This is a genomic window from Actinomadura sp. 7K507 (assembly GCF_004348425.1).
GTDB lineage: Bacteria > Actinomycetota > Actinomycetes > Streptosporangiales > Streptosporangiaceae > Spirillospora.
On record NZ_SMKK01000056.1, the window covers coordinates 1 to 16,936 of the forward strand.

At 71.9% G+C, this 16,936-nt stretch carries 17 protein-coding genes; 11 read left to right on the plus strand and 6 right to left on the minus strand.

The window, feature by feature from the left end; all coding sequences use genetic code 11:
- The 3 genes from E1285_RS15000 to E1285_RS15010 all read right to left on the minus strand — a co-directional run.
- A partial coding sequence (locus E1285_RS15000) for a nitrilase-related carbon-nitrogen hydrolase (RefSeq protein WP_279510064.1) occupies positions 1-1,174 on the minus strand: 1,174 nt, incomplete at its 3' end.
- Between the two features lie 70 nt (positions 1,175-1,244).
- Positions 1,245-1,988: an arylmalonate decarboxylase gene (locus E1285_RS15005; RefSeq protein WP_132152353.1), complete on the minus strand. Its 744-nt coding sequence runs from the start codon at positions 1,986-1,988 to the stop codon at positions 1,245-1,247.
- On the minus strand, positions 1,985-2,965 hold the full coding sequence (locus tag E1285_RS15010) for an isocitrate lyase/PEP mutase family protein (RefSeq protein ID WP_132152355.1): 981 nt from the start codon (positions 2,963-2,965) through the stop codon (positions 1,985-1,987). Before E1285_RS15010 ends, E1285_RS15005 begins: the two co-directional genes overlap by 4 nt.
- Positions 2,966-3,256: 291 nt before the next feature.
- On the opposite strand from E1285_RS15010, the gene E1285_RS15015 reads away from it, so the two are divergent.
- The 11 genes from E1285_RS15015 (at position 3,257) to E1285_RS15060 (ending at position 14,258) form a co-directional block, all read left to right on the plus strand.
- Positions 3,257-4,066, plus strand: coding sequence for an IclR family transcriptional regulator (locus E1285_RS15015; RefSeq protein ID WP_132152357.1), 810 nt, complete (start codon positions 3,257-3,259; stop codon positions 4,064-4,066).
- A 237-nt stretch (positions 4,067-4,303) separates the two neighbouring features.
- Positions 4,304-5,572 (plus strand): NAD(P)/FAD-dependent oxidoreductase, encoded by a 1,269-nt coding sequence (locus E1285_RS15020; protein ID WP_243722794.1) that lies wholly within the window; start codon positions 4,304-4,306, stop codon positions 5,570-5,572.
- Complete coding sequence (locus tag E1285_RS45595; protein WP_165966622.1) at positions 5,569-6,402, plus strand: hypothetical protein; 834 nt, start codon at positions 5,569-5,571, stop codon at positions 6,400-6,402. Before E1285_RS15020 ends, E1285_RS45595 begins: the two co-directional genes overlap by 4 nt.
- Entirely contained in the window at positions 6,399-7,277 is an 879-nt protein-coding gene (locus tag E1285_RS45600; protein ID WP_165966623.1) for an MBL fold metallo-hydrolase, read from the plus strand. The genes E1285_RS45595 and E1285_RS45600 overlap by 4 nt, the downstream gene beginning before the upstream one ends.
- A complete protein-coding gene (locus E1285_RS15030; RefSeq protein WP_132152362.1) occupies positions 7,274-8,128 on the plus strand; it encodes a hypothetical protein in 855 nt (284 codons plus the stop codon). The genes E1285_RS45600 and E1285_RS15030 overlap by 4 nt, the downstream gene beginning before the upstream one ends.
- A gap of 37 nt (positions 8,129-8,165) precedes the next feature.
- Positions 8,166-9,020 carry an MBL fold metallo-hydrolase gene (locus E1285_RS15035; RefSeq protein ID WP_132152364.1) on the plus strand — a complete coding sequence of 285 codons (855 nt, stop codon included), beginning with the start codon at positions 8,166-8,168 and terminating at the stop codon, positions 9,018-9,020.
- Positions 9,010-10,632, plus strand: coding sequence for an ABC transporter substrate-binding protein (locus E1285_RS15040; protein ID WP_132152366.1), 1,623 nt, complete (start codon positions 9,010-9,012; stop codon positions 10,630-10,632). The genes E1285_RS15035 and E1285_RS15040 overlap by 11 nt, the downstream gene beginning before the upstream one ends.
- 35 nt (positions 10,633-10,667) lie before the next feature.
- A complete protein-coding gene (locus E1285_RS15045; RefSeq protein ID WP_132152368.1) occupies positions 10,668-11,690 on the plus strand; it encodes an ABC transporter permease in 1,023 nt (340 codons plus the stop codon).
- Positions 11,691-11,704: 14 nt separating this feature from the next.
- Positions 11,705-12,622: an ABC transporter permease gene (locus E1285_RS15050; protein WP_132152370.1), complete on the plus strand. Its 918-nt coding sequence runs from the start codon at positions 11,705-11,707 to the stop codon at positions 12,620-12,622.
- Positions 12,619-13,443, plus strand: a complete 825-nt coding sequence (locus E1285_RS15055) for an ABC transporter ATP-binding protein (protein ID WP_132152372.1) — start codon at positions 12,619-12,621, stop codon at positions 13,441-13,443. Before E1285_RS15050 ends, E1285_RS15055 begins: the two co-directional genes overlap by 4 nt.
- Positions 13,440-14,258: an ABC transporter ATP-binding protein gene (locus E1285_RS15060; protein WP_132152374.1), complete on the plus strand. Its 819-nt coding sequence runs from the start codon at positions 13,440-13,442 to the stop codon at positions 14,256-14,258. The genes E1285_RS15055 and E1285_RS15060 overlap by 4 nt, the downstream gene beginning before the upstream one ends.
- Here E1285_RS15060 and E1285_RS15065 read toward each other — a convergent pair.
- Genes E1285_RS15065 through E1285_RS15075 form a run of 3 tightly spaced genes read right to left on the minus strand, consistent with a single transcriptional unit; the run spans position 14,234 to position 16,868 of the window.
- A complete protein-coding gene (locus E1285_RS15065; RefSeq protein ID WP_132152376.1) occupies positions 14,234-14,893 on the minus strand; it encodes a response regulator transcription factor in 660 nt (219 codons plus the stop codon). The genes E1285_RS15060 and E1285_RS15065 overlap by 25 nt on opposite strands.
- A complete protein-coding gene (locus tag E1285_RS15070; RefSeq protein ID WP_132152378.1) occupies positions 14,890-16,041 on the minus strand; it encodes a histidine kinase in 1,152 nt (383 codons plus the stop codon). Before E1285_RS15070 ends, E1285_RS15065 begins: the two co-directional genes overlap by 4 nt.
- On the minus strand, positions 16,038-16,868 hold the full coding sequence (locus E1285_RS15075) for a type II CAAX endopeptidase family protein (RefSeq protein WP_132152380.1): 831 nt from the start codon (positions 16,866-16,868) through the stop codon (positions 16,038-16,040). The genes E1285_RS15070 and E1285_RS15075 overlap by 4 nt, the downstream gene beginning before the upstream one ends.
- Positions 16,869-16,936 lie beyond the last annotated feature (68 nt).

Consider the following 16,936-nt stretch of genomic DNA (forward strand, 5'->3'; position numbering starts at 1 on the left):
CGTCTTGCCCGTCCTGCTCGCCTTGCCCGCCCTGCCAGTCCTGCCCGTCCCGTTCGACCAGGTTGGCCGCGACGTAGATCTTGGCCTCCGCGCACGCGTCCGAGATGCGGGCGAGGACGCTGCGGGAGAGTTCCGCGGCGGCGGCCGGGTCCGCCGCGACCTCGCCGTCGGCGAAGCAGAACAGCTCGGGCAGCACGCCGAGACGCGCACCCTGCCGTCCCGCGTGCGCGATCTGGCCAAGGCCGCGGCGGATCGTCCACTCGGTGCCGCGGAAGTAGCTGACCTGCATGAGCGCGGTCGGGACGAGCCGGGGCGGCCGGTCGCTCGGGCCGTACATCGCGGCGGCCGGCACCTCGCCCAGCGGCCGGGTCAGCACCCCGTACAGCTCGGGACGCCGCCACGCGAACAGGTCGGCGACGCCCGGCATCCGCTTGTCGGCGGCCTGTTCGGGGTCGATGTCGGCGATGGCCAGGCCCGGCTCCAGCTCGCCCGCGTCGGCGAGCCTCGTACCGTCCGGGGCGACGACCTGGCTGCCGCCCATCCACGGCCATTCCAGCTCCGGGCCGCCGACCGTGTTGGCCGCGACGTGGAACACCCCGTTCTCCATCGAACGCAGCGGGACGTGGACACGGTGCTCGTCCGGCCCCCTGGAGTTCAGGGAGTTGCACAGGACCTGCGCCCCGAGCAGCGCGAGCGCACGCGGGGTCTCCGGGACGATCCCGTCCGCGCACAGCAGCAGCCCGATCCTGCCGATCTCGGTGTCGAACACCTCGTACGGCTCGTCGCCCGCCTCGAACAGCGTGTACTCGTAGTCCCACAGGACGTGCTTGCGGTGCACGCCGATGATCTCGCCGTCCGGTCCGATCAGCACCGAGGCGATGTGGACGGCCGGCGCGCCGGCGGCGCGCAGGTCCACGCCCGCCGCGACGTACACGCCGAGTTCCCGGGCCGTCTCCCGCAGCCCCGTGACGAACGCGCCGTCGAGGTCCTCGCTGTGCGCCCAGCACTCCCACCGGTCGGCGTGGTCGCGGACGCGGTTGGCGTTCTCGGGCAGGACGACCAGCCGCGCGCCCTCGCCCGCCGCCCGCCGCAGGTAGTCGCGGCAGAGGGCGAGGTTGGCGCCGACGTCGGTACCGGAGAAGAACTGCGCGGCCGCCACCCGGACCGTTGCCATGGAGGCACTCCTTTCGTACGGGCCCTCGATAACCGGACCTTGAGAACCGGCCCCTGAGAACCGGGAAGGGTCAGAGCGTGGAGAGCAGGCGCCCGGCGCCCTCGATCCGGTCGTCGATGCCGTTGGCGCGGTAGGCGTGCCACAGCGTGGCCGCGTTGATCGGGATCACCGGCTTGTCCAGCTCGCGCTCCAGTTCGTCGGCGACGCCGATCACCGGCAGGTTCGTCCCGGCCTGGACGAGCGCGTCGACGTCCGGACCGTCCACGGCGGCGAACGCGGCGCGGATCTCCTCCGGCCGCACGTCCGCGATCGAGGTCGCCGAGTCGCACTTCAGCCCGTGCACGGCGGCCACCTCGTACCCCAGCTCGGTGAAGAACGCGTGGACCTGCTCGTCCGCCACCGGCTGGTAGGGCGTGATCACGCCTATCCGGCGCACGCCGAGCTTGCTCAGCGCGGCATGGCACGCCGACGCGCCGGTCGACAGCTCCAGCCCGGACAGCTCCCGGATCCACTTCTCGAACTCGGCGTTCCCGTCCGTGCCGCCCCAGAAGGTCTCCGCGCTCATCCCCATGATCAGGTAGTCGGGCTCGCAGGTCAGCACCGACTCCACAGCGGCGGCGAGCTGCCCGCGCAGGTCTTCGAGGAACGCGGCGAAGGTCTCGTCGCTGTCCAGCGCCGCGTTGCGGATCATGATCCGCCCCGAGTGGAACGACACCCCCGGCGCCCGGAACCGGTAGTACTCGTCCTCCACCACGGTGTTCGTGGACGGGACGATCACACCGAACGCGGCGCGCGGTGCTAGCACGGTGGTCATGCGGGCTCCTTGGGGTGCGGCGGCTCGGGTTGTTGCGCCTCGGGTTGTTGCGCCACGGGTTGCTGCGCCACGGGTTGCTGCGCCACGGGTTGCTGCGGCTGGGGTTGCTGCGGCAGGTAGCGGCGCTCGGTCTCGGTCAGCTCGTCCAGGCCGAGCAGTCCGTTGAGCTCGGACCAGGGCATGGTGCCGGGAGGCAAGGCGTTCTCGGCCAGGACGTGGCGGTAGGCGTCGCGCATCGCCCGCGCCCCGGCGAGCAGCGCCGACACCGGGTACAGCGCGAGCCGCACGCCCGCCTTCGCCAGCACGGCCGGCGGCTCGGGCGCGGCCCCCGCCTCGGAGTAGTTGACCACCAGCGGCAGGCTCCCCGCCGCCTCCCGGATCGCCTCGAACGCCGCGCGGTCGCGTGCCCCCTCGACGAAGATCGCGTCCGCCCCGGCCGCGGCGTAGGCGGCCACCCGCACCAGGGTCTCCGGCATCCCGGCGACCGACAGCGCGTCGGTCCGCGCGATCACCAGCAGCCGCTGCCTGGCATCGGCCGCCGCGGCGATCCGCGCCGCCGCCTCCGCCACCGGGACCAGCCGCTTTCCCGCCATGTGCCCGCACCGCTTCGGCAGCACCTGGTCCTCCAGGTGCAGCGCCGCCGCCCCGGCCGTCTCGTACCGGCGCGCGGTCTCGGCCGCCTGGAGGGCGTCGCCGTAGCCGGTGTCGGCGTCCGCGACGATCGGCACGTCCGGGCCCGCCCCGGCCCGGACCCGGTGCAGCGCCTCGACCATGTCGGTGGCGCCGGCGAAGCCCAGGTCGGGCAGGCCGAACACAGCCGCGCCGACGGCCGCGCCGGACAGGTGGACGGCCCCGAAGCCCGCGTCGGCGGCCAGCCGGGCGCTCAGCGCGTCGAAGCAACCGGCCGCCGGAACGGGCGGCCCGGCAGCCGCGATCCGCGCCCGCAGCCGGTCTGCGGGATACCCCTGCCTGCTCATGGCGCGGCGGGAAGCTGGGGGACGTTCGGGAGGAGGACGTTCGGGAGGACGACGATGTGTCGCGACATCGATGCGTTTCCTTCGGGAAGCAGGGCCGATGCAGTGGTTGCCGATGCAGTGGTTCCCGCAATGTGAGAGCATTGTTTGTACGATGTGAGATCGTAAGCGAACCCGGTTCGGCCGGTCAAGGGTCTCGCCGTTCCGGTGGAACGTCCGGGTTCCCGATCCGCTGGCGTTCGTATTCACGTCTCCGCCAGACTCCATAGGACCCCACCACCTAGAGGAGGCCCCGTGCCCCGGACACCGTCCACGTCCGCGTCCTCGCCTGGATCGGGCACGGAGAGGCGGCGTAGCGGTGCGGAGAGCTCGCGCAAGATGCTGCACCTGCTGCTGGCGTTCAACGAGCGCCAGCACACCCGTTCGGCCGCCGAGCTGGCGCGCTCCCTCGACATGCCGATCAGCTCGGTGTACCGCTACCTCTCAGTGTTGCGCGACACCGGAATGATCGAGGACGTGGGGCCCGGCGAGTACCGGCTGACCTGGCTGTTCGTCGGGCTGGCGCGGGCGGCCCGCGCCGCGGGCGACACGCTGGAGAGCATCGCGCGCCCGGTACTGGACTCGGTCGCCTCGGCCGGCGGCGAGACGACGCTGCTCGTCAAGCGGGTCGGCTGGAGCGCGATGTGCATCGACCGGGTCGAGTCGTCGCACCCGGTGCGGCTGCAGTTCGATCCGGGCCAGCCGATGACCCTGCACCGCGGGTCGGCGGCGCGGGTGCTGCTGGCCGCGATGCCGGACGCCGAGCGGCGCCGCTACCTGGAGTCGGTGACCGACCTGGCGCCCGCCGAGCGCGAGCAGATCGAGTCCGACGTGGACGCCGTGGCCCGCACCGGCTGGGTGGAGAGCTTCGGCGAGGTGGACGAGGGCATCTGGGGCGCGTCCGCGCTGATCCGCAGGCAGGGCGAGCCCGTGGCCGCGATCGGCGTCGCCGGCCCGCTGTTCCGCCTCCAGCAGTCCGACCGCACTCGGGTCATCGACCTGCTCGTGTCCGGCGCCGCCGAGATCTCCGCCGATCTGGAGAAGGGCGACTCTCCCGGCGCCTGAGCGCCGTCCGCAGCGCCGTCCATAGCGCCGTCCACTCCGAACCGCCCCGGGCATGGGATGTTCCGGCGCGGTGACGACGGCATTTCCGGCCGTCCCTCTTCGTCGACCCTGGGTTAATCCGGGCTGCTCTGAGTCATTCGGGTATTGACGGACCCATGATCGCCGTCTACCGTCCATTCTCACATGCCGAGTTAACGGTTCCCGCAGTGTGAGAGCTGCTAGCTAGATGGAGGATCCGTGAATCTCGGCCCCAACGGTCTCGGCGTGCCCGACGACCCCGGCGGGTACGACGTGGCCGTGGCAGGCTTCGGGCCGGTCGGCGCCACGGCGGCGCTCACGCTGGCACGGGCCGGCCTGCGGGTGCTGGTCCTCGAACGGGAGGTCCGGCCGTCGAAGGACCCGAGCGAGTCGAGGGCGTCCACCTTCCACCCGCCCACCCTGGAGATCCTCGACGAGCTCGGCGTGGCCGGACGGCTGCACGAGGTCGGGCTGGTCTCCGACACCTTCCAGTACCGCGACCGGTCCGAGGGGGTGATCGCCCACTTCGACCTCGCCAGCATCGCCGGTGACACCTCCTTCCCGTACCGGCTGCAGAGCGAGCAGCGGAACCTCGTCAAGATCATCCAGGCGGAGCTGAGCGCGCTGCCGAACGTCACGATGGCGACGGGCGCGGAGGTCACCGCGGTCGAGCCCGGAGGCGACGGGGCCGGAGGCGGCAGGGCCGGAAACGACGGCGTCACGCTGTCGGTCGGGCCGGGCACGACGGTCCGCGCCCGCTGGGTCATCGCCGCGGACGGGGCGCGCAGCGCGATCCGCGAGTCCCTCGGCATCGCCTTCGACGGGATCACCTACCCCGAGCACTTCCTGGTGGTGTCCACCACCGAGGACTTCGCCTCGCTGATCCCGGGCATCGCGACCGTCAACTACATCTCCGACCCGGTCGAATGGCTGGTGCTGCTGAAGACACCGCTGCACTGGCGCGCCCTGTTCCCGATCCCGCCGAGCGAGGAGGCCGCCGCCACGGCGCTGCGGCCCGCCGAGACCCAGCGGCGGTTGCAGGCGATCGTGCCGCTGCCCCGCCCGTACGAGGTGGCGCACAGCCGCATCTACCGCGTCCACCAGCGGGTGGCCGACCGGTTCCGCGCGGGACGGGTGCTGCTGGCGGGCGACGCGGCGCACATCAACAACCCTCTGGGCGGCATGGGCATGAACAGCGGCATCCACGACGCGGCGGCCGCGGCCGCGGCGATCCTGGCCGCCGAGCGCGGTGACACCGGGCCACTGGAGCGGTACGAGGAGACGCGGCGCGCCGTGGCGCACGACTACGTCCGCGTGGTGACCCACCGCAACCGGGAGGTCCTGAAGGAGACGGACGCCGGGGAGCGGGCCCGCCAGCACGAGCACATGCGCTCGGTCGCCGCCGACCCCGCCAAGGCCCGCGACCACCTCCTGCGCACGTCCATGCTCACCAGCGCCCGGCAGGACGCGAACGTGGAGGCGGAATGACCGAGGTCACCGAGCTGGTTCCCGGCACGCTCTACCGGATCGGCGCCACCGTCCCGGCCCGCGACCTGACCTGGACGCCCGGCGGCCCCGGAGTGCACGAGCCGCTCAACTGCTACCTGCTCACCACCCCGGACGAGGCGATCTTCCTCGACACCGGTCCCGCGATCGTCCGTCCCCAGGTCATGGCGGCGGCGCGGGAACAGGTGGACGGCGGGCGGTCGCTGTGGATCTTCCCGACCCGCAACGAGTTCGACTGCGTCGGCAACCTCGGCCCGCTGCTCGACCTCCGCGACGACGCGCGCCTCCTGTTCGGAGGCGGCGGCGGGATCCTCGAATGGATCGGGGACGCCGACGGCCGTGGCTTCCTGGGCCGCCGCGAGATCGTCCTCGCGCCGAACGGGACGTCCACCGCGTTCTCCGGCGGGGTCCGCCTGCACTGGATGGACGCCCCGGTCAAGGAGATGTTCCTGACCCAGTGGGCCTACGAGGAGTCCACCAGGACCCTGTTCACCAGCGACTTCTTCGGCTGGGTGCACGCGCGCTCCGCGACCGGCCCGGTGGTGGCCGACCGGCCGGACGACCTACCCGAGGCAGCCGAGGTCGCGGCGGAGATCCCGCACCGCGTCAACTGGCTGCCCGGCGCCACCGCACCGGACGTCCTGGAGGCGTTCGAGCGGACGGTCACCGCCTACGACGTGGAGCGGATCGCGCCTGTCCACGGCCAGGTGATCAGCGGCGCCGCGACCGTCCGGCGCGCACTCGACGACACCCGCGCGGCACTGGCCGCGCTCACCACCCCGCAACCGGCAGGACGGCGGCAAGCACGATGAACGAGAACCCCACCGCGGACCCGGCGCCGCCCCGGACGGCGTACCCGGTCTCCGCCAAGCTGCCCAGGGAGTTCGCCCCCGGGCTCCACTGGCTGGGCGGCTGCTCGGACTCGGGTGCCTGGCCCACCCGCAAGGGCGCCACCACCCACGAGCACCTGTCCACCTACCTGGTGGCCGGCACCGACAAGACCGTGCTGATCGACACCGGCCACTACGCCCAGTGGGACGGCATCCGCGACCAGCTCGACGCGTGCCTCGGGGACCGGCCGCTGGACTACGTCTTCCCCACCCACCACGAGATCCCGCACGCGGGCAACCTCGGTCGGCTGCTGGCCCGCTACCCGGACGCGGTCGCGGTCGGCGACACCCGCGAATACCACCTCTACTTCCCCGAGATCGCCCCGGAGCGGCTGCGGCGCACGCGCGGCGGCGACTCCATCGACCTGGGCGGCACGAGCCTGATGTTCCTCGACCCGGTCTGGTACGACCTGTCGGGCACCCTCTGGGCGTACGAGACGCGCGGCCGGACGCTGTTCACCTCCGACGGGCTCGGCTACATCCACGACCATTCCCCCGACGTGTGCGGGCTCCTCCCCGGCGAGGTCCCGCAGGACGCCCCCGAGCACGGGATACGGCGCTACGCCCTCCCCTTCGTCGGGATGCGCTACCACCGCATGGCACCCGGCGTCGCCCGCTACCGCGAACTCACCGAGAGGCACCCCGTCCGGACGGTGTGCTCGGCACACGGCGCCCCGCTCAGCGGCGGCGACCTGGCCGAGGTGACCGAGGACGCGCTGCGGGTCATCGAAGAGAACCAGCACAGCATCTCCGGGCCGAGCGGCCTGGAGCCGGCCGGTCAGGGAGCCGCCCGATGAACGCGACCGAGATCATGAACGCGACCGAGATCGTCCCAGGCCACCTGTACCGGCTCGGCGGAGTCGTGCCCATCGACGGGCGGCTGAGCTGGCGCGCGCCCGGCGCGTCCGGCCACGAGCCGATCGGCTGCTACCTGCTGCTCGAACCCGGCCGCGCGCTGCTGATCGGTACCGGGGTCCGGCTGCACCAGCGGCTCGTCCTCGACCAGATCCGCGGCCTGCTGGACGGCCGCGAGCTGGAGGTCTACGCCGACCGCAACGAGGCCGACGAGATCGGCAACCTGGCCGCGGTGGTGTCGGAGTTCGGCGTCCGCCGGATGTGGTTCGCCGGGGCCGGGCACCTGCTGCGCTGGTTCGAGCACGACGGGTTCGGCGGCGCGGTCCCCGACACCGAGATCGTGTTCATGATGCCGGAGGGCGCCGCGCGGGAGATCAACCTGGAGAGCGACCGGCCCTCCACGGTCGGCTTCGGCGACGGGCGGCTGGAGCTGCTGCACACCCGGCTCACCACGCTCGGCTTCGCCTGGTTGTACGACCGGACGACGCGGACGCTGTTCCCCAGCGACTTCTTCGGCGAGGTCCCCCTCGCGACGCCGGGCGCCCGGCCGGTCTCCGACGGCTCCGGCATCACGTTCGAGCAGGTCCGCGACCATGTCTTCGCCCGCTTCTACTGGATGCGCGACGCCGACCCCGGCCCGCTGCTCGACGACCTCGACGCCGTCTTCGAGGGCCGCGAGATCGACCGGCTCGCCCCCTTCCACGGCTGCGTCATCGAAGGCCCGGACGCGGTGCGCCGCCACCTGTCCCACGCCCGCCGCGTCCTGACCGGCACCCTCCCGACCAGCCCCTAGCGACCCCCAGCCCCTAGCGACCCCCCAGGGACTCCGCATGGAACTCGACGACCTCCTCGACGTGTACGGCACGTACTTCGTCCACGAGCGCTTCCCGCGCCCGATCGCCGACGGCGTGTCCTGGATCGGCGGCTGCTCGGCGCTGTTCATGGACCGCGCCAAGCCCGACCTCGCCCACTCCGCCCTCAACAGCTACCTCGTCCTAGGCGAGGAGAAGACCCTCCTCGTCGACACCGGCCATCCGGCGCTGTGGCCCGGATTCTCCGCGGCGGTGGAGAAGGCGCTCGGCGGCCGGCCTCTCGACTACGTGATGCCGACCCATCCGGAGATCCCGCACGGCGGGTCCCTCACGCTGCTGCACCGCAGGTGGCCGGGGCTCACCGTGGTCGGCGACACCCGCGACTACTTCCTCTACCACCCCGAGATCCCGGACGGCGCGTACCGCGAGATGCGCCCGGGAGAGCGGCTCGACCTGGGCGGCGGGCGCGAGTTCGAGATCGTCGAGGCGCTGTTCAAGGACCTGCCCAACACGGTCTGGGGCTTCGACCACGGCTCGCGGACGCTGTTCCCCGCCGACGGGTTCGCCTTCTTCCACTGGCACAGCCAGGACGCCTGCGGCTTCACCACCGAGGACCGCGGGTTCACCCCGGACGCCGCCACCTACGCGCCGATGACCGAGATCGTCAGCGGCCTGGAACTGCTCGACATTGAGGACACGATCCAGCGGTTCCTGCGGCTGGTCGAGCACACGTCCCCCACGGTGATCGCCCCCGCGCACGGGACGGTCGTCACCGACCTGCCCAACGCCTTCGGCTACCTGGAGGCCCTGCGCGCCAAGGACCGCACCACCACCCCCCACCCGCACGATTCAGGAGCACACCATGGCAGGTAACGCCATCCGGCGGCTGGCCGCCGCCGCGACCCTCCCCCTCCTGGCGGCCGGGCTGGTCGCCTGCAGCTCCGGCAGCACCGGCTCCTCCGCCGGCGGCGCCTACGTCTACGTGCTGCCGCAGGACTTCCAGGGCGTCGACCGGGCCAAGTACTCCAGCGAGGCGTCCAAGATCGTCGGCGACGTCATGCACAGCCGGCTGCTGGAGCTGGACACCTCCGGGCAGGCCCCCGGCGCCTGCACACCCGGCGTCCCGCCGAAGATCGCCCCCGAGTCGCCGCTGGTGTCGTCGTGGTCGGTCACCGATGACGGCAAGGGCATCGACATCACCCTGCGCGAGGGCGTGAAGTCGGCCGACGGCAACGTGCTGACCTCGGCGGACGTCCAGTGGTCGATCGAACGGCTGAAGGCCATCGACGCCTCGGGCAAGACCCTGTGGTTCACCGTGGGCGGCTTCGACCCCGACAAGACGATCACCGTGCACAGCCCGACCAAGTTCACGCTGAACCTGGAGAAGCGCAGCGAACTCGCCCCCTACACCCTCGCGGGCAACTCCGGGCTGATCCTGGACAGCACGACGGCGAAGAAGCACGCCACCGGCGACGACCCGTGGGCGACCAAATACCTCACCGACCACACCGCCGACTTCGGCCCGTGGACGCTCACCGAGTTCAGCTCGCAGCAGCTGACGTTCGGCAAGAACCCCAACTTCACGGGCGAGCGCGGGAACCTCGAGAAGATCGTGCTGCGCACGGTCCCCGAAGCCTCGTCCCGCATCCAGCTCGTGCGTACCGGCCAGGCCGCCGAGACCATCGGTCTCGACTACACGCAGATGGAGAGCCTGAAGGAGTCCGGCGCCGTCAACCTGGTCACCTGCCCCAACCCCGGCCGCGACTGGCTCGGCCTCAACGCCGAGGACCCGGTGCTGGGCAAGACCAAGGTGCGCCAGGCGATCTCCGTCGCGCTGAACCGGACGGCCATCCAGACCGCCGTGTACCGGGGCTTCGCCAAGCCGGCGCAGGGCGGCCTCTCCCAGGCTTACGGCCAGTTCGGCGAGGGCGACAACTACAAGCACGACGTGGCCCGCGCCAAGAAGCTGCTGTCCGAGGCGGGCGTCGGCGACGGGTTCTCGTTCACGCTGAGCGTCTCGGAGTCCCAGCCCGGCGCGTACGCCGACAACCTGGCCGTGCTGATCCAGCAGCAGCTCAAGGCCGTCGGCGTCAACGTCAAGATCAAGAACGTGCCGTCCGCGGTGCAGTACAAGGCCGACGGGCTGGACAAGAAGCACCAGGCGTTCCTGATGGCCGAAGGCCCGGCGGCCGGCAACCCCGGCTACTCGGCCTGGCTGTCGCTGGCGTGCGACGGCCTGCAGAACTACATGGGGTTCTGCGACGAGAAGCTCGACGGCCTCGCCGACGACCTTCAGGCCGGCGGGCTGAGCGCCGAGGAGACCAAGAACAAGACCACCGAGCTGGCCGGCCTCATCGCCGAGCAGCAGCCCGCCGTCTACCTGGTCGACCGGTCGGGGGTGAACGTGCGCAACAAGTGCGTCACCGACGTCCCCAGCACTGGATTCGGCAACAGCTACACCAAGGCCCGCGCCAGCTGCGGCTGAGCGCGGCCGGCGCCCCAGCGTAGGAACGAGTCACGATGCGTCGTATCCCCCTCAAGATGATCGCCGGACGGCTGGTCGCCATCCCGGTGTCGCTGTTCGCGGTCGCCACCCTGGCCTTCTGGATGATCAGGCTCTCGGGGACCAACGCCGCGGCGTCGGTCGCCGGCGAGCACGCCACCCCGGAGGCCATCGCCGCCACCGAACGGGAACTCGGGCTGGACCGCGGCCTGTGGGACCAGTACCTGAGCTTCCTCGGCGGCCTGGTCCGCGGCGACCTCGGCACGTCCTACTTCACCCGGCAGCCCGTCGGGGAGGAGCTGATGGCCCGGCTGCCGCTGGACGCCACCGTCGGCGTGCTCGCGCTGATCGTCGCGGTCGCCGCCGGGGTCGGGATCGGCGCCGCCGGCGCCTGGTACCGCGGCGGCTGGCCGGACCGGACGGGACGGGGCGTGGTGACGCTGCTGCAGTCGGTCCCCGAGTTCGTGCTCGCGCTCGTGCTGATCTTCGTGCTGTTCTTCCAGCTGCGGCTGCTGCCCGCCCCGGTCGGCCAGATCGAGCTCACCCAGAGCGCGCCACCGCGGATCACCGGCGTGGTGGCCCTGGACGCGATCCCGGCCGGGGACTGGGCGGCGTTCCGGGCCGCCGCCGCGCAGCTGGTGCTGCCGGTGGTGAGCTTCGGGCTGGTGCTGTCGGCGGTGTTCGCCAAGGTCACCCGGTCCTCGCTCGCCTCGGTGCTGGCCTCGCCGCAGGTCGAGTACGCCCGCGCACTCGGCCTGCCGTCCCGGCGGGTGTTCTCCTCGGCGCTGACCGTCTCGCGGACCGCGATCCTCACCACGATCGCGATCGTGTCCGGGGCGCTGATCGGCGGCAACGCGATCATGCAGAAGATCTTCAGCCTGGACGGCGCCGCCGCGTTCGGCGTCGACTCCATCTTCAAGCTCGACCTGCCCGTGGTGCAGGGCCTGGTGCTGGTGTTCGGCGGCATCACCGTGGTGCTGTTCCTGCTCATCGACATCATGATCCTGCTCCTCGACCCGAGAGTCCGGGCGACCTCGTGACCAAGGGAGACGCGATGAAAGCCGAGATCGGCGGCACGCCGGACGCGGTCGCCGTGGAACCCGCGGAGACGTCCGGCCGCGAAGGAACCGGCCCCGGGCCGGACTCCCAGCGCCAGCCGGGCGGACGCCGGGCCCGGCGGCTGCTCGGAGTATGGATCGGGCTGGCCATGCTCGTCGTGCTGTTCACCTCCGCGCTCGCCGCGCGCCTGTGGGCCGACACCGACGCCGTGGACGTCGACGCCGTACTGCAGGGCCCGTCCGCCGACCACTGGTTCGGCACCGACGAGAACGGGCGGGACGTGTTCGTCCGCACCCTGGCCGCCGGCGCCGCCGACCTGCCGATCGCCCTGGGCGGCACGGTGATCGCCCTGGTCGCCGGGACGCTGCTGGGCCTGCTCGCCGGCACCCGCAACCGCTACGCCGAGCCGATCATGCGCGTGGTGGACGGCTTCCAGGCGTTCCCGCTGCTGATCCTGATCCTGGTCATCGTCCAGATCAGCGGAGGCGGGATGGCGGTGCTCGCGGGCACGATCGCGATCATCAACATGCCCCGGTTCATCCGGCTGACCCGGGCCGAGGCGCTGCACATCCGCGAGTCCCGGTTCGTGTTCTTCGCCGAGGTGATCGGCGCGAGCCGGCGGCACGTGCTGCGGCGGCACGTCCTGCCGAACGTCAGCGGCGCCGTGCTGAGCCAGGCGAGCCTCGGCGGCGCGCTGGCGCTGGGAGCGATCGGCGCGATGTCCTTCCTCGGGCTCGGCATCGCCCCGCCCACGCCGAGCTGGGGAGCGATGGTCCAGTCCGGCACGGCCGGGATCACCAGCGGTCAGTGGTGGCCGGTGCTGTTCCCGAGCCTCGCGCTGGTGTGGGCCATCGTCGCGTTCAACCTGATCGCCGACAGCCTGGACGCGCACTTCGCCAAGGAGATCCAGTGAGTGAGAAAGACACCGGAGGGCCGCTGCTGGACGTCCGCGGTCTGACCGTGGACTTCACCCGGGACGGGCAGCGGACCCGGGTCGTCCGGGACATGTCGTTCGACATCGCCACCGGCGAGTTCGTCGGGATCATCGGCGAGACGGGCTCGGGCAAGTCGGTGTCGCTGCGGGCGGCACTGCGGATGCTGCCCCGCAACGGCACGCTCGCCGGCGGCACCAGCGAGTTCCGCGGCACCGACCTCACCGCCCTGCCCGCCAAGGAGCTGCGGCGGCTGCGCGGCGCCCGGATCGGCTTCATCCCGCAGCAGCCGTGGAGCGCCCTGAACCCGGTCATCCGCCTGGACCGGCAGTTCCGGCAGGTCGGCAGGGCGCACGGCAAGAGCCGGGCATGGACGGACAACGCCGCGCGGGAGATGCTCGCCAGGGTCGAGATCGCCGACCCCGTACGCGTCCTGGCCGGGTTCTCCGGCGAGCTGAGCGGCGGCATGGCCCAGCGCGTGGTGATCGCGATGTCGCTGCTGCTGGAGCCCGAACTGGTCGTCGCGGACGAGCCCACAACGGCGCTGGACGTCACCGTCCAGCGGGAGATCCTCGACCTGCTGAGCCGGATCTGCCAGGAGGACGGAAAGAGCGTCCTCATCGTCACCCACGACCTCGGCGTGGTCGCGCACTACTGCGACCGGGTCTACGTGATGCGCGAAGGCCGCCTGGTGGAGGAAGGCCCGGTCGACGAGGTGTTCGCTTCACCGCGGCACGAGTACACGCGCACCCTGGTGGAAGCGGCCTCCGCCGGAGACATCGAAGAGGGGGCCGCCCGATGAGCCGGCTGGCGCTGGAAGAAGTGCGCAAGACCTACGGGCGCGGCAAGAACGCGGTCGAGGCCGTCCGGGGAGTGTCGCTGGCCGTCGAACCCGGCCGGACACTCGGGCTCATCGGCGAGAGCGGATCGGGCAAATCCACGCTGGGCCGCATCTGCCTCGGCGCCGAACCGTTCGACTCGGGACGCCTCCTGTCGGACGGCGCGGACTTCGCCGGGTTCGACCGCGAACGGCTCGCCGAGTTCCGCCGCAAGACCTCGATCGTCCTCCAGGAGCCGGAGCTGGCGCTCAACCCCCGCCGCACCCTCGGCCAGTCGGTCACCGAACCGCTGGACGTCCACTTTCCCGAGTTGCCCGCCGCCGAACGCCGTGAGCGCGCCGAGCACGCCATGGAGCTGGCGCATCTGGACCCCGGGCTGTGGGACCGCTACCCCCGCGAGCTGAGCGGCGGCCAGCAGCAGCGCGCCGGCATCACCCGCGCGATCGTGACCGAGCCCGAGTTCGTCGTGCTGGACGAGCCGACCGCGTCCCTCGACCTGTCGGTGCGCGGCCGGATCCTGGAGACGATGCGCGAACTCCAGGAACGCCTCGGCCTCTCGTACCTGCTGATCACGCATGACATGGCCACGGTGTCCGCCCTCGCCGAACGCGTCGTCGTCCTCTACAAGGGCGTCGCCGTCGAAACCGGCGAATGGCGGAAGGTGCGCCACGACCCCGAGCACGAGTACACGCGCAAACTCCTGTCGGCCGTCCTCACCGTCCGGCAGGCGGGCCCCGGAGGACGGCGGAAATCTCAGGTCACCAAGCCCCTGCGGTAGGCGTAGACCACCGCCTGCACGCGGTCGCGCAGGTCGAGCTTGGTGAGGATGCGCGACACGTACGTCTTGACGGTCTCCTGGCTGATCACCAGCGTCGCGGCGATCTCGCTGTTGGACCGGCCGTCGGCGATCAGGCGCAGCACCTCCAGCTCGCGCGGGGTCAGCGCCGTGCCGTCCGCCGCGCCCCCGGCGGGACGGATCCGCGCCGCGTACCTGCCGACGAGCTGCCGCGTCACCTCGGGCGCCAGCAGCGCCGCGCCGGACGCGACGGTGCGGATACCGTGCAGCAGCTGCGCCGGCGGCGCGTCCTTGAGCAGGAACCCGCTCGCCCCCGCCCGCAGCGCCTCGTAGACGTACTCGTCCAGGTTGAACGTCGTCACCACGAGCACCTTGACCGGCTGCGCCACCCCGGCGCCGGCCAGCAGGCGGGTCGCCTCGATGCCGTCGAGGACCGGCATCCGGACGTCCATGACCACCAGGTCCGGCTTCAGCCGCTGGGCGAGGTCGACGGCGGCCCGCCCGTCCCCGCACTCGCCCACCACCTCGAGGTCGGGCTGCGCGCCGATGATCGTCACGAACCCGGTCCGGACGAGCGCCTGGTCGTCGCAGACGATGACCCGGACGGGCTCGGTCACGACGCGCTCCCCGCCGGGATGCGCGCCCGCACGACGAAACCGCCGGCCGACCCGTCCGCGCGGAACTCGCCGCCCAGGGCGTCGACCCGTTCGCGGAGCCCGACCAGGCCCCGCCCGCTCCCGCCGGGAGACCCCGTCCGAGACCCGGAGCCGTCGTTGCTGACCTCCACGGTGATCTCCTTCTCGCCATAGCGCACGCAGACCCCGGTGCGGCTGCCATGGGCATGTTTGAGGGCGTTCGTCAGGGCCTCCTGTACGACCCGGTAGGCCACGAACTCGGCGCTGCCGGCCGACTCCACCGGCGTCCCCTCCTGGGTGAACTCCACCGGCTGCCCGGCCCGGCGCGTCTGCTCCACCAGCGTGCTGAGCTCACCGGTGGACGGCGTCCGCCCGCCGGCGTCGTGATCGGGGTTCAGCAGGTCGAGCAGATGCCGCAGGTCGCCGATGGCCCGCCGCCCGGTATCGGTGACGGCGTTCAGCGTCTCGTCCAGACGATCGGGCGCGGCGGTCAGGTACCGCGCCGCCTCGGTCTGCACCACCATCGCCGTCACGTGGTGGGTCACCACATCGTGGAGCTCGCGGGCGATACGGGTGCGTTCGGCGGTACGGGTGGCCTCGGCGACGTGCCGGCGCCGCTCCGCCTCGGCGATCCGGGTGTTGCGCAGCCACGCCCCGACGCCCCACCCCATCGCCGCCAGCAGGTAGAACGTCACGAATCCGCCCAGCCCCTCGGTCGAGCCGAGCCGGTAGAGCGTGACCACCAGCGGCACGTACGCCACGGAGAGGACGATTACGGCGGTGCGCCGGTGATGCTCCAGGTGGGCGCCCGCGCTCACCAGCATGAAGGGAAAGGCGGTACCCGCGACCATGTGGTAACTGCCGAGCTCGGCGAGCGTGAAGCCGAGCGTCGTCACGGCGAGGGAAGCGGCCGGCCACCGCCTCCGCACGACCAGCGGGAGGCACTCCAGGGCGAGGATCACGGCGGCGAGCGCGTCGAAGGGGCGTTTCGGAAGGTCGCCGACCTGCGTCTCCTGGCCGTGCAGAGCAGGGACGAACGACAAGACGATCAGCAGCACCGCGAACGGGAAATCCCGGACCGTGACGTCCCACCGCCGCCACATGTCGGGCAGCCGCCGGAGCTCGATCACTGGGAGAGCGTAGCGGTCGCGGCGGCCTGGGCGGGGCGCCGACGGCTCACCACGCGCCCGCGGCGGCGGGCCAGCCACATGAACACGACGGTCAGCGCCAGACCGGCTCCCACGGAGAACAGGCTCGCCTCCGGGCCGAACTCGCCACCGCTGACCACGGTCGGTCCCGACGCCACACCGTCCAGCAGGCCCTCGATGTCGCCGTTGCCGGAGACCTCACTGCCGAAGATGCCGGCCTGGGCGAAGTTCCAGCCGAAGTGCAGGCCGATCGGCACCCACAGGTTGCGGGTGGCGGCGTAGGCGGCGGCGAGCATGCCCCCGGCCTCGACCGCGATGGCGATCACACCCCACAGGCTGGCGTCGGGGTTGGTCAGGTGCATGAAGCCGAAGAACAAACCGGTAAGCGTCAGCGCCAGCCACGTGCCGATGCGCTCCTCGACGATCCGGAACAGGACGCCCCGGAAGAGCAGTTCCTCCGTCACGGCGACGGCGGCCATGAGGCCGAGCAGCCCGACCGCGCCCGCCACCGAGCCGATACCGTCGACCCGGTAGCCGCCGAACATGGCGATGTTCATGATGACGAACCCGAACATCGCGAAACCGATCAGCATGCCCCGGCCGATGGCGGCGCCCGCGCCCTCCTTGGCCACCTCCACCGGCGCGCGGTCCTCGGTCCGCCGCACCACCCAGGCGTAGACGAGCAGCGCGAGCACGGCGGTCGCCGCACCGAAAACCAGCATGAGAAACGCGTTCCCCGCCGCGGCAACGGCCTGCCCACCGACGAAAGCGACCGCCCCGACGGCCAAGAACTGCTTCAGCAGGCGCATGAAAACTCCTCCACGAGACTCCGCCGCACGGCGCCGCGGCACACCGAGGACGCTACGAATCCGGGCCC